The sequence below is a fragment of the Treponema denticola genome, from assembly GCF_024181605.1.
Taxonomy (GTDB): domain Bacteria; phylum Spirochaetota; class Spirochaetia; order Treponematales; family Treponemataceae; genus Treponema_B; species Treponema_B denticola_B.
Genome location: NZ_CP054477.1, coordinates 1221212 through 1234107 on the forward strand (window position 1 = coordinate 1221212; position 12896 = coordinate 1234107).

13 protein-coding genes and 2 pseudogenes are annotated in these 12896 nt (G+C 29.7%); all 15 read right to left on the reverse strand.

The genetic code is table 11. The annotated features are described in order from the left end of the window. Positions 1–18: 18 nt before the first annotated feature. A complete protein-coding gene (locus E4N80_RS05645; protein WP_253700893.1) occupies positions 19–663 on the reverse strand; it encodes a hypothetical protein in 645 nt (214 codons plus the stop codon). 98 nt (positions 664–761) lie between these two features. Next, a complete protein-coding gene (locus E4N80_RS05650) occupies positions 762–1442 on the reverse strand; it encodes a hypothetical protein (RefSeq protein ID WP_253700883.1) in 681 nt (226 codons plus the stop codon). Between the two features lie 194 nt (positions 1443–1636). Beyond that, positions 1637–2881, reverse strand: a complete 1245-nt coding sequence (locus E4N80_RS05655) for a hypothetical protein (protein WP_253700903.1) — start codon at positions 2879–2881, stop codon at positions 1637–1639. A gap of 184 nt (positions 2882–3065) precedes the next feature. Then, positions 3066–3320 carry a DUF2752 domain-containing protein gene (locus E4N80_RS05660; protein ID WP_253700904.1) on the reverse strand — a complete coding sequence of 85 codons (255 nt, stop codon included), beginning with the start codon at positions 3318–3320 and terminating at the stop codon, positions 3066–3068. A 170-nt stretch (positions 3321–3490) separates the two neighbouring features. Next, entirely contained in the window at positions 3491–3826 is a 336-nt protein-coding gene (locus E4N80_RS05665; RefSeq protein ID WP_253700905.1) for a TM2 domain-containing protein, read from the reverse strand. A 155-nt stretch (positions 3827–3981) separates the two neighbouring features. Further along, positions 3982–4302, reverse strand: a pseudogene (locus E4N80_RS05670) (type II toxin-antitoxin system RelE/ParE family toxin). Further along, complete coding sequence (locus E4N80_RS05675) at positions 4302–4547, reverse strand: type II toxin-antitoxin system prevent-host-death family antitoxin (RefSeq protein WP_253700906.1); 246 nt, start codon at positions 4545–4547, stop codon at positions 4302–4304. The pseudogene E4N80_RS05670 and the gene E4N80_RS05675 overlap by 1 nt, the downstream one beginning before the upstream one ends. 133 nt (positions 4548–4680) lie before the next feature. Then, entirely contained in the window at positions 4681–5259 is a 579-nt protein-coding gene (locus tag E4N80_RS05680) for a prevent-host-death family protein (protein WP_253700907.1), read from the reverse strand. Between the two features lie 102 nt (positions 5260–5361). Next, the gene (locus E4N80_RS05685) at positions 5362–6006 is read right to left on the reverse strand and encodes a hypothetical protein (protein WP_253700908.1); all 645 of its coding nucleotides are present in this window, start codon (positions 6004–6006) and stop codon (positions 5362–5364) included. 219 nt (positions 6007–6225) lie between these two features. Further along, complete coding sequence (locus tag E4N80_RS05690) at positions 6226–7266, reverse strand: S66 family peptidase (RefSeq protein ID WP_253700909.1); 1041 nt, start codon at positions 7264–7266, stop codon at positions 6226–6228. 95 nt (positions 7267–7361) lie between these two features. Beyond that, positions 7362–8168: a hypothetical protein gene (locus tag E4N80_RS05695; RefSeq protein WP_253700910.1), complete on the reverse strand. Its 807-nt coding sequence runs from the start codon at positions 8166–8168 to the stop codon at positions 7362–7364. 102 nt (positions 8169–8270) lie between these two features. Continuing rightward, positions 8271–9656 (reverse strand): phospholipase D-like domain-containing protein, encoded by a 1386-nt coding sequence (locus tag E4N80_RS05700; protein ID WP_253700911.1) that lies wholly within the window; start codon positions 9654–9656, stop codon positions 8271–8273. A 98-nt stretch (positions 9657–9754) separates the two neighbouring features. Continuing rightward, positions 9755–10075, reverse strand: a complete 321-nt coding sequence (locus tag E4N80_RS05705; protein ID WP_253700912.1) for a type II toxin-antitoxin system RelE/ParE family toxin — start codon at positions 10073–10075, stop codon at positions 9755–9757. Next, positions 10075–10320 carry a type II toxin-antitoxin system prevent-host-death family antitoxin gene (locus tag E4N80_RS05710; protein ID WP_253700913.1) on the reverse strand — a complete coding sequence of 82 codons (246 nt, stop codon included), beginning with the start codon at positions 10318–10320 and terminating at the stop codon, positions 10075–10077. Before E4N80_RS05710 ends, E4N80_RS05705 begins: the two co-directional genes overlap by 1 nt. Before the next feature lie 385 nt (positions 10321–10705). Further along, positions 10706–12279 (reverse strand): annotated as a pseudogene (locus E4N80_RS05715) (DUF6119 family protein). Positions 12280–12896: the final 617 nt, after the last annotated feature.

Consider the following 12896-nt stretch of genomic DNA (forward strand, 5'->3'; position numbering starts at 1 on the left):
GTCAGGTTGAAGCGGGTGTTAGACGCTTTTATCTAAGTCCCTCTGTAAAATAAAATCTATCAATAACTCTATCGCAAAACTAATAATAAAATAAATTAAAGAAACTAATATAAATACAATAATAAATTCATTTAAATCCATTACATTAGTTTTATCAAATAATAAAAAAGGTAGTAAACTTAACCACAAAAAAATCACTCGATAAATACTTAATGAAGCGTTTATTCTAAATCCGTGTAATTGTTTTTTGTGCTTTATTATCGCTACAATTATATATGATAATCCTTGCAAAATAAACCAGTAATACATTAAAGGCATATGCAGAAAAAATCTTTTTGTTGAAAATATTAACTCAGGCAGTGTGAAAAAGTCAGGTTTATACGTAACCATACAAAGATAAGTAAGATAATAGTGAACAATTATCACGATTATTGAAAATATTAATTTCTTTCTATTAACGATTTTTTTAAGGTAAAATAAAAATTCAATTAAAAATAAAATAAATATAACAATCCATTGAAAAAATACCGTATCTCCGTTAAGAGCCAAATAATACAGCATAAAATCAACTCTTAAAGCAATTACCGCTAGCAATATTCCAACTATTATAAAAAGATTATGTATAAATAAAATTAAATTGAAACCTTTATAAAAGCTATTCATTTTTTCCTTTTTTGTTGTCTTTGGGCAATCCGTCTAACTTCCGCTTAACCTGCATTTGCGGCTCGTCCGCAATGTCAGGTTGAAGCGGGTGTTAGGCATTATTGTTTATATCCACTGAGCTCCATTATTTGGGATAAATACCTCCAATAATTTTCTGCACTTTTTTTATACTTTTTAATATTTCTCTCATCTAATTTATATTTAAATTTTTCATTAAAGAATAGATAGTTGAAAAAATGATATACAAGTTTTTCTTCTTCTTTTAGTTTCGAATATTCTATTTTTTCTAATAGTGATTTATCTTCTAAAAAAATATATTTCTGAATTCCAGGATCTAAATCCATACAATAATAATAAAATCTTTCATCAAATGTTGTAGGATCATTTTTCGTATTTCCCCAAACTAACCATGGCCATATATCAAGTAAAAACTTATTAATTGGTTGTTGCTCATATTTTCCATAATTAAAAGAACCCCGATTCCAATCATTAGTAACTAAATCACCATTTTTATTGAAAACTGCCTCTTCACCAGTTTCTTTTGTATAGACTACATTATCATTTTCATTTCTCATTTTATGAATATTATTTTCATAAGCAAATTTTAAAATATAATTTATTATAGATATATTTTCTTTTGAAATTTCTTTTGTAATATCTATATTTAATTCTTTTAATCCGTCTTCCAGATATTTTTTTAAATCAATTGTATTTTTTGAATCTTTGAATACAGAAATAATATTTTTTTCTGCAAAGATATTTGAAATCAACAGTAACATTAATGTAATTAAAATAAATTTTTTTTTTCATTTTCTCTCCTGCGCCGAAGGCGTCAGCCTAACTAACGCTTAACCTGCATTTGTGCCTTTGCCGACGCGAAGCGTAAGGCAAAGTTGGCACGAAAGTTGCGGTGCCGTATAGGCACACAGCAGGCAACTTTCGCGACAAAACAAATGTCAGGTTGAAGCGGGTGTTAGGTTTTCTTTTGAATTCCAACAATTTTCCAAAACCCATTGTTAAAACTCGGGATAGCAACATCATCCGTTTTTGATTCATATATTAATCTAAATGTTAATGAGTTTGAATCTGTATCTACATATACTTCAGTTATTGCCGGTGCTTCATTAACTATCTTTGTAAAATGAAATACCTTATAAGCCATATTACTATATTCTTTCTTTATACTAGGTATTTTTGCTTGACCTGAATAAAAATAACGTTTCCAGAATAATTCCGAAAGAGCTTTGTAATTTCTCTTTTCGAGGTATCGAAAAAATTGAAGCACGACATATTCCGGTCCATCTTTCTCTATTTTAGATGGATTTGCATTGATGAATTGGATATCTTCGACTGAATATTGCTTCGCTTTCCATTTTTCCAGTTCTTCTTTTACAAGATTATTTTTCTTTATTCTTAATAAGATATCCATGAAATCTGGAGGAATATTATCAGCTATAAACTTACTATGTCGTTCTTTTTCAGAGAGCTTTGCTTGTGCCCAGTCGCGAATTACAAATAAATAGTGCCAGCATTTTAAAGCAACTTTTTTATTTGCATATCCTAAATCAAGTCCATGAAGTATACCATTTCTATAAGGTTCTTCTATTTCATCAATACGTGTTTTGAATCGTCCTTTTCTAAATACACTTTGAATGACTTCAAGTCCATTATCAATAGTAGTTATTGAATCCCATGTATCCATATCCTTATTTTCAAAATGAAATCCTTTACCAACAACATCATTTACAATACCATCTATCATCATCAAAATAATAGGTATCATTGCATAGAATCTATTTTCTTCATAATCCATAAAAGCCGATTTAATAAGAGGTAGTCTTATGGATGTTATTTCTATACGATTAAGCAATTGTATTTCAAATTTTATTCTTTCATTATTGTAATAGTTTGAAAATCCAGCTATTGCATCAGCAAGGTTACCATTCTTAGCCAGGTCAATTTGAGTTTGCATAAAATCGGTATCCATTGAATCATATGCAATCCAGCCATATTCTGAGAAAAATAAATTAAATTCGTCTGGAATTTTCTTCATTTCGATTATTTTCTCTTTGAGTTCTTTTACTTGATTTGCTAAATCTTTGACTTTTTTACTTCCACCAAATAAAAAAGGAATAAATTTAGCAACTTTTAATAGAGCTTCAAAACCATATATTTGCTCTTCTAACTTATTAAGTGACTCAGTATCGGAATATTTCATACCTTTTCCATTTTAAATATAAATCTAACATTCGCTTGACCTGCATTTGTGCCTTTGCCGATGCGCATAGCAGCGGCAAAGTTGGCGCGAAAGTTGCATAAAAAGGGAGCCGTAGGCGACCGCCCAAGCAACTTTCGTGACAAAACAAATGTCAGGTTGAAGCGGGTGTTATGTTTTCCTATTCTTATGGAATATTTCCAGCACATAATCTATAGATGTAATATAATAAATTAATTATTAATATACAAATACTTGCCTTCTCACAGACTTTATTCTTTTCTCCAAAAAACATTAATACTGTTGCAATACATAACGGAACTCCCATTATATTATAATAACAATAATTTCTTATATCGCTTTTTAATAAACTAATTATTGCCCGTGTAACGCCACATGTCGGACACGGGCAACTAAATAATGCTCTTATTATACAAGTCATATTTGCAAAATCAAATATTTAACCTTGACAGGAATTCAGTATAAACGAAAAAAATAAGGCGTTTTACATAATTCTTGTCTGGAAAAGATATTTCACTGTCTCTCCTTCCTCATAGATATCCGCCCATTGTGTTTTTTTATACTGAACCCCTGAAATCAGGTCTTATTGGATTATAATATTTGCATTAATGCATTATAATTATATTCCTTCGTCTTTCCACTAATTTGTATCAGATCTATTAACCAAAGGACTCCACATAACCCTGCTGTCAATAATTTTAGAATTCCCATTCCGGTATTGCCAAGCATAAATCTATCAACTCCAAATTCACCAAGGAAAATGCTTATAAGTAACATCGTTGTGGGATCTTTCATCTCAACTGAACTTATTGTGGCATATCTTGAATCATCTATGGTTACCATTTTTTCTCGAATAATTGCTGCTTTTTCACCAGGCAATTTCTTCCCATTTGCTACAAAAAACATATCAATTTTATTTGCGTCCATTTAGGACCTCCTATAAATTTATTTTTAGATCGAATAAATGTTATAGGTCGGTTCCGCACAAATCTTTCCGCAAGCGGTTAGCTTGTCAACCTAACATTCGCTTAACCTGCATTTGCGGCTCATCCGCAATGTCAGGTTGAAGCGAGTGTTAGACGCTATTTGCTATTCTCTCCAAACAAAATACGAACAAAATCTCTTCTTGAATACAAAATCCTTACAATTCTTATAACTTCGTCTTCAATTCTATAAAATATTGAATAATTATTTGCAAGCACGAACTTATAATCTGTAGGAAATGAAACATATTTTTCCACAGGAATTCCTATATTTGGAAAAACTGTCAAATTTTCATAAGTTTCTATAATTTTTGAAATGGTATTATGTGCTGCTATGGGATTTTAAAGTTCATTCTCTATATAATCTTTGATTTCAAGTAAATCTGCTGCCGCTTGCGGAGCAATCTTTATCTCAAACATCAAAATCCCGCTATTTTTCTGACTTGTGTTGTGTCCAGCCATCCGTTTTGCAAAGCAGATTCTTCACCTTTCTTCAATTCAGAAAAAAGAGTTTTCGTAGCCGTTAATTTTTCGTAATCTCTTATGGAAATTACCGCATAACACCCCCTGCCATTTTTAGTAAGAAAGACCGGCGATTCATCAGCAACATCCTGCAAAACTTCATTATAATTACGCAAATCCGAAACAGGTTTTATAGCAATCATATATACCTCTAATATTCGTAATATTTTACGAAACAATTATCTTAAAATACTTATAAAATGTCAAGTGGTATAAAGTTGACTTAAGCATCTTCTTCATTATATCTTCTCTAAAGTTTTATTTTATCATCAAGTTCTACCTACCTGATAATAAAATATTCTCTTTTTCTTCTATTGTTTTTATAATCGCATCATAATTTTCTTTCTTTCCCAATATTTCTTTTTTTAAGAAAATATACCTTCCATTTGAGAATTCTAAAATATAAAATTTTTCTGATTCAGAGTTTGTAATATAATCTTGTAAGTTATACCTAGAAATCGTACCAAGACTTACTGTTTCAATATAACTATCAGTTACTTCTATAATTGTTTCAATATTCTCAGAAATGTTATATCTCTTTAGTACTTCGGCATCATATTTTTTTAATTTTTTTGCAACACGAGCTTTGTACTCTCTCTCTAAAAAAATTAGGCCAATCATAGAACGAATAATATAGAAAATACCAAATAAATAAATGAAATATCGAAAATTATCATTTTTTCCGGTAGTTCTCATAAAATACCCCATTACTAATGTTCCTATTCCAATTATAATAACAACAAACCAGCCTATTTTTGTTTTGCGAAGTGTCTTTTTTGTTATTCCAATTAAATTATACATTTCGAGTGCAATATCTATTCTATCTTGTTTAGAAGTCGTTTCTTTAAGTAACATATTTTTTCTCCTTAGCACGCCAGCGACGTGTCCGTATAACATTGTTTTAAACCGCAAACGGGCATAGTCCCGTTTGTCGGCTTTGAAAACTGTGTTATGTGATTATTTATGTTTATTATAGAAATTTACAATATCAGAATCATTAAATCGAGTTATCAATCTTTGATTTAATTTCAAGTCTTTTAACGAAATTGCAGTTATCCCACAGAATTTCTCATTTAAGAAATAAATTTCAAAATTTTTATTTTCAAATTCTTCTGTAATGTAATAATCGATATTATATCCAGCTAAAGTAATAGAATATAAATGAATATTTTTATATTTTCCTTTTTTATGAACCAATAATAAATCAGATGTATAAGTATTGCCAAGTTTAACTTTCGATATGTGAATAGGAAATTTATACCAAGGAATAGGATTTTTTGAAAATATTATTTTTTTTATAATTTGATTATATGGTCCCAAATCATAATTTAAAAATTCTTCTCTGCCAGAGATTGATGCTCTCCACAGAATAGATAATAAACACTTTTTTATTTCATCATAGTTATATTTTTCGATTAGTAGTATATTATTTGAGATTTCTTTGGCATTTAAATTTGTATAATTTTTTGAAATTATATCATTAAAAAACTTAGCTGTAATAGTTTCTTTTGTTGACAGTAATTCTTCACAATCATAACAAAATAATTCTTCGCGAAACCCTTTTTGTTGTATTTTAGTTTTATTTTCATTATCTTCAGACACTACTACAAATTTATGATCATTTGTGTAAATATATTTATAAAAAACTCCGGAATTATATGTGATTGTTGCAAAGTTTTTGACAGATTACAATTAAAACAATTTTCCATTTTATACTCCTTCGCTGCCCAAAGGGCAGTCCACATAATGGCGCGCAACATCCATCCAACATTCGCTTAATCTGCAACAAGGCTTGTCCACAATGTCAGGTCGAAGCGGGTGTTAGGTGCTGCTCTCAAATCTAATTACTTGCTTTCTTGCATCAACGTAAGCCATTACTCCAAAAGGAATAATACATTTTGGAGACGCATGTCCTATATTTACATTATAAACAATCGGTAGATTTGAATCTTCTACTATTTCAATTAGAATTTTTTTATAATCTTTATAATAAGCTTCATCCATAGGTTTTCCAACTATAATTCCCTTTATTACGGAAAAGATACCTGTTTCTTTTAGTTTTATCAGCATTTTTTTATATAACTTAGGATGAGTTTTCTCTTCACTTGATTCAAGAAGCAGAATTTTATTCGTCCAATCGTCTAGTGTTGGGAATAAATTATATTTTTTACATAAATCCACTGTGTCAGAATATCGAGAATTATCAAACATATCATAAATGGATTCTATACAGCCGCCTAAAATTTGTCCATTAAATGTTGCACTACCTTGTAAAAGTTCAAAACCTAAGTTTTTATGTTTGTTTTTAGGGACACCAATCTGGGATTCATCAAATGATTTTCTTTCTTCATACCAATATTCACTTGGTTGTATTTCCCTTATTGTTCCGGTACGAATCAATTCTTCAAAATACTTACTCGTGTATGGAAGCATCTCATTATCAAGCTCACAAATATCAGGAAGAAAGGCCTGACCATAAAAAGTATTTAATCCTACTTTATGGAGCATAAAATGATTCATTGTCGTATCTGAATAACCTAAAAAGATTTTTTTATTATTTTCAACAACCTTTTTTAGCTCATCATTCTCAAAAAAATAAGGTAAAAGGCGGTATGTATCATCTCCGCCTATTGCGCATAAAATCATATCTATAGATTTGTCACTCAAAGCATTTAACAAATCGTTAGCCCTTAATTCAGGATGTTCAGACAAATAAGTTATTCCTTTTAAAGCATTTTCAGTAGTAACGACTTCAAGGCCGTAATCATTAAGTCTTTTCATTCCAATTTTTACTTCATGCTGAACAAAAGATTCTCCAAGAATTCCTCTTGAAAGACTTATTATTGCTATCTTTTTTATCAATTTTACCCCCGCGCCCCCCCCAGTACGGGGCGTCCACATAACATTCGCTTAACCTGCATTTGCGGCTACTCCGCAATGTCAGGTTGAAGCGGGTGTTAGGTGTTTTCCTTTACATAATTCAAATAAAAATTTATAAAATCATCTTTATTATAAGTTTCAGTTTTATTCATAAACATTATATTAATAAATTCTAACTTTGCATTTCCTAGAATATATGTTTTTGTTTCAATGTGTTTATTATAATTTTTAATAAGCATATTCTTTTTTATTTTTTCAGCAAATGAATTTACACATCTACTTTTATCTCTTGTTAATTTTGATAAAATTTTGTATTTTAGTAATCCATCTCGACTAAAAAAAGGTACGACTAGACTATCTAAATATTCTAATAATGTAAGATTAGCAAATTCATTATTCAGATTTAAGATTTTTGAATAGAGATTTTTCCTAATTCTAATTTCATAAGCATATAACCACGTAAATTCCATTATATAATCATATAAAAGTAGCGGATCATTTTCTATTACAAAAAGAAAATACTCTTCCAGTAGTTTTTTACATTTTATTCTATGAATATTTAAAGTATCACAGATTATAATCAATGCTTCTCTTCGTCTGGTATATGAAGAATCAAATAGCATTTTTTCACAAAATTTATAAATACAATCATTTTCATATTTTTTTAATATTAATTCTCGATATTTATGTGAATGAGTTACTGAATCACAAATAAATGAACAAGGACTTTTCCATTCATGAATAGCATCATTTTCATAACATTTTTCGAAGAAAAGATTTATATCTTTAATTTGTAACAAGTCCTTGCATACCTCTTCCAAATATTCATCTGTAAGATAATATGTATATTCTTTTACTTTTTGTATTAATTCATTCTCTTCCAATATTTTATCCTATTTTTACCCTTATACACCTAACATTGTTTTAAACCGCAACGCAAGCAACGCCTTGCGTTGTCGGCTTTGAAAACTGTGTTAGGCGATATGTTAATCAGAGAATAGAGTAACATTAAATCCTAAAGCTCTTAATCCTTTATTTACACGATTATTTCTTAAATGTGTAATCTCAGGCCGTCCCCAGCCAACTAATTCACCAACAATACTTCTTCCAAAATGGTCTATGCGATATTTGGGATTATATATTGTATTATAAACACGTTCTTCAAGATTAACTGTATCTTCAAAAAGCAAATATTTCATAGTTTCTTGAATAGTTAAACCGCTTGATGTTCTTTGTTTCAAAATCCACTCCACGTAGTAATCCACTCGTTCTTCCATGGATGCCTTAAAATCTGAGGGTAAACCAAAATCAGAATTTTTCATCTGCCGTGCATGATTTCTAGCTGCATGATTTTGATTAAAAACAGTAATTAATTCTTCTTTTGTCAAGTCTCTATTTCTTAAATTTGAAAGTATTACTTTATTAGATTTATTCCATTCGTTAATATGCACATTTTCATTACTTGGCGGAGTTGATAACGTTTTCCACCATTCAATGGCTTGTTGAATTGCTCCATCCGGATCAGATTTATTTTTTTCATATTCGGTATTAACTAACTCAGAACTTTTTAAACCTTCATCTTTTTCTTTCAATAAATAAGAATAATAGTATGCATGCAAAACTTGATCTGTTATTATTGAAATATCTGCAGTTGTATCTACCCAACTTGGTTGTTTTATATTTCTTATTTTCTCATGTATTATTCTCAAATATTTTTGTGTTTCTCTCCATTCTTGCAAGAAAAACAACTTTTTTTTATCATTATTTTTCTCTTTATCATTTTCCCAGTCGTAAACTCCATGTTTTAAGATAAACAAGTGGGAGAATCTTTCCTCAAATAAATTATCAAGGTTTTGTTTTATAAATCTTCGATGTTCATTCTCGATTTTTGACTCTTCTATATATTTTTCCATCAATTCTGCATCTTCCATAGTAGCAGGAATGCTATTCTCTCTTAGAAAGGAAAAATACTTTTCAATTTCTATCTTATATTCTTCGGTTAATTCATCCTCTGGTATGAAAATGCCTGTTTCAACATTATAATACATAGCATTTTCAGTTAAATTATGAGAGCCGATATAAACTCCATATCCATGAAACCAAATCAATTTTGAATGAAACAACTCTGCAAAAGGAAAAAACTTAATATATGGAGATTTTATCGCGTCTTTAACGATTTCTAACTTTGAGGAAATATCAGAATTGAACAAACCCCACCAATCAAGATGTATTTTTTTCTTATTGCAAATTTTCATCAAAGTATCGTCTTGAGTATAAGCTATAGATGCTGATATTTCTGTTACATTATCAGGAATATCTTTAATTAGAACAGCGAATTTCCTAGTTGTTTTATAGTCTAAAAATAATTTCATATCCCTCTCCTTGCGGTGCAGAGCACCGTCAACCTAACATTCGCTTAACCTGCATTTGCGGCTCGTCCGCAATGTCAGGTTGAAGCGGGTGTTAGACGCTATTTGCTATTCTCTCCAAATAAAATACGAACAAAATCTCTTCTTGAATACAAAATTCTTATAATTCTTATAACTTCGTTTTCAATTCTATAAAATATTGAATAATTATTTGCAAGCACGAACTTATAATCGGTAGGAAATGAAACATATTTTTCCACAGAAATCCCTATATTTGGAGAGAACGCCAAATTTTCATAGGTTTCTATAATTTTTGAAATAGTATTATGTGCTGCTATGGGATTTTGAAGTTCATTCTCTATATAATTTTTAATTTCAAGTAAGTCTGCTGCCGCTTGCGGAGCAATCTTTATCTCAAACATCAAAGTCCTGTCATTTTTCTGACTTGAGTTGTGTCCAGCCATCCATTTTGCAAAGCAGACTCTTCGCCTTTCTTCAATTCAGAAAAAAGAGTTTTTGTAGCTGTCAATTTTTCGTAATCTCTTATGGAAATCACCGCATAACACCCTCTGCCATTTTTAGTAAGAAATACCGGCGATTCATCGGCAACATCCTGCAAAACTTCATTATAATTACGCAAATCCGAAACAGGTTTTATAGCTATCATACACACCTCTAATATTCGTAATATTTTACGAAATAATTATCTTAAAATACTTATAAAATGTCAAGAGGATTAAACTCTCATATTTTTTACCAATTGTGAATAAAGACCTCTCCATGACCGTTCGAAAGACTTATAACTCGTTGATTTCCTGAATAAGCTCTAAAATCCTTAGATAAACATTTTATTTTCCTTATCCAAGTAGCTATTATAATACAGCATAACTTTACTCAAAAATAAGCTACTAATTTGGGTTTTATGCTTTAATTTAGAAGAATATATCACATTTTTCAAAGTTAAAGTTTATCGTGCCGTAAGGCATCTGTCTAACATTGTTTTAAACCGCAAGCTACAACAGCAACTTGTCGGCTTTGAGAACTATATTAGGTCACTTTTTTTCTATCAATGCAACACTTACTTTGTAATTAAATGCTTTCAGTGTAATTACAGATTGCCTTAGATTTAATAAAGAAAAGAAAGGAAGGGCTTCTTCAATTGGTTTTCTACCTTTGTTTATAATTGCTATTATAATTTCACAATCACTAGCTTTAAATGTATTGTCAACAGGAATAAATGATAAATCATAATTCAGTTTCTTCTTGGCTTTCTCTCGTATAGCTTTTCTAAATCCTTCGTCCTTTATTAGCGATTCAGCAGATATTCTACATTGAGAGAATAAGTGACTTAAATTAGCAGAATTATGTTTCTGCTTTACATGTATAAATTGCAATGTTTTTGTTAATATATCACATGGCTCTATTTCCGTTCTAGCCGAATCACATTTAACTGTCATTTTATCAAGTACATAACAATCTTTGGTGTTCATAAACTTATTATTATATTCCCCTTCTGTTTTTACATCACAATTAGGGAACTTAAAAGAAGATAATGGAATTGTTTTTACATAATCAATAACTGTCTTAACAAAATTAGTTTCAATCTTGTACCAACGACCTAAAGTAAAAATATACTTGCTATTTTTATAATCGGTCTCATATGTTAAACATTTATACACAGACCATTTAATAGTTAGGTCGTTTGAAGCAAGATTCACATAGATTCTTTCTTTTTTCAATTCATCATAATCATTTAATTGTGCTACGTTGTTAAGAAAATGCTCAATATGAAGTTCTGAAGTCAAAGCATTCTCATCATAGTTTTTTTTATAACAAAATCCACTAATATCATCCCAGTCCATTACCTTATCTGGTGCAAGAATCATTTTTTCGGAATTTTTTGAATTCAAATCAGATATAAGCATTTTTCGTAATTCGTTAATCAATAGCTTGTTGCGTTCTTCCCTAAGATTATCAACCCAATCAAAGTCTTTTTTATACTTAGAGGAAGTATAATGATGGAGCATTATTCGCGCCTTTTTTTCTAGATCATGAACAGATTGCTCCGCATTAATAATTATTCCATCACGTCCTGCAATTTGCTTGGCAAACCTTTGATTCTTTGGAACACCGGTAACAGACCTCGACAAATCATTAAGGATATCTATTCCAAATGTTTCTTTTTCAGACCCTATACTTGTCTAAATTCTTGATTGAACAGTTAGTGCTTCAAGCTTCGCAGTATCTAAACTTCTTATTTGTTTCGGATCTATAGCATTAATTGCAATTCTAAATCCAAAATCATTTACAATTAATTCATCCCTAAGTAAACACCTTCCATAACCAAAAGTGAATGCAAATATCCTACTTTTTGTCTTTAGAAAAAGAATTGCTCTTGTTGATTGGTTTTTAATTTGATCAAATGGTGATCAGAGGCTTCTTCAAGAAACTTAACCCATCTAGGTGGTTTTTCTTTCGATTCGCCAATGATTATTACACCTTCATATTTAATTTTACTGTTTAATTTATAGTTGTTATAAGTAAAATCATTGCGGAGACAATCTTTGAAAGATGAAACTCTTTCTTTGATTAAGTAGCAAGTAAGATGCCATGTTTTCTTTTTCATTTTTCCTCCTCACGGTGTATAGCACCGTCAAGCTAACATGCAGTTAAGCTGCAAAACGTACCGGCGTCTAGCCGGCCGCTCTTCAGAGCGGGTTTTGTCAGTCTTGAACTGCGTGTTAGACGCTTTTATTTTAATTATATCATTTATATTAACAATTATGCTTTTATACCTTACTTTATTTTGCTTTTTCTTACTATACATTCATAAATAAAAAATTTAAAATTTTACTATATGGATAAATTTTATATAACTTAATAGCTTTATATTATAAATAAGCTTTATTTTTATACTATTACATAACAATATTAAAACACAAAAACTAAAGTTTTATTTTCCTTAATAAATAATTATTATAATCACCACGACCGTCCGAAGGACTTTTATTTTCTTGATTTACTTAGCAAATTTAAAATACTTAAATAAAAGTTTTATTTTTTTTAACAAGTAATTATTATAATTACCATGACCGTCCGAAGGACTTTTAGTTCATTGATTTCCTTAACAAGTTTTAAAATCCACAGATAAAAGTTTTATTCCATTATACAAGTAGATATTATAACAAAACTTTACTCAAAAAACTAAGCTTTTAATTTGGGTTTTACGCTTTAATTTACAAA

Excerpts from the sequence above, each read along its gene's own strand:
- E4N80_RS05645 (WP_253700893.1), bottom strand. The coding sequence starts at position 663 with ATGAATAGCTTTTATAAAGGTTTCAATTTAATTTTATTTATACATAAT.
- E4N80_RS05650 (WP_253700883.1), bottom strand. The coding sequence starts at position 1,442 with ATGTTACTGTTGATTTCAAATATCTTTGCAGAAAAAAATATTATTTCT.
- E4N80_RS05655 (WP_253700903.1), bottom strand. The coding sequence starts at position 2,881 with ATGAAATATTCCGATACTGAGTCACTTAATAAGTTAGAAGAGCAAATA.
- E4N80_RS05660 (WP_253700904.1), bottom strand. The coding sequence starts at position 3,320 with ATGACTTGTATAATAAGAGCATTATTTAGTTGCCCGTGTCCGACATGT.
- E4N80_RS05665 (WP_253700905.1), bottom strand. The coding sequence starts at position 3,826 with ATGGACGCAAATAAAATTGATATGTTTTTTGTAGCAAATGGGAAGAAA.
- E4N80_RS05675 (WP_253700906.1), bottom strand. The coding sequence starts at position 4,547 with ATGATTGCTATAAAACCTGTTTCGGATTTGCGTAATTATAATGAAGTT.
- E4N80_RS05680 (WP_253700907.1), bottom strand. The coding sequence starts at position 5,259 with ATGTTACTTAAAGAAACGACTTCTAAACAAGATAGAATAGATATTGCA.
- E4N80_RS05700 (WP_253700911.1), bottom strand. The coding sequence starts at position 9,656 with ATGAAATTATTTTTAGACTATAAAACAACTAGGAAATTCGCTGTTCTA.
- E4N80_RS05705 (WP_253700912.1), bottom strand. The coding sequence starts at position 10,075 with ATGTTTGAGATAAAGATTGCTCCGCAAGCGGCAGCAGACTTACTTGAA.
- E4N80_RS05710 (WP_253700913.1), bottom strand. The coding sequence starts at position 10,320 with ATGATAGCTATAAAACCTGTTTCGGATTTGCGTAATTATAATGAAGTT.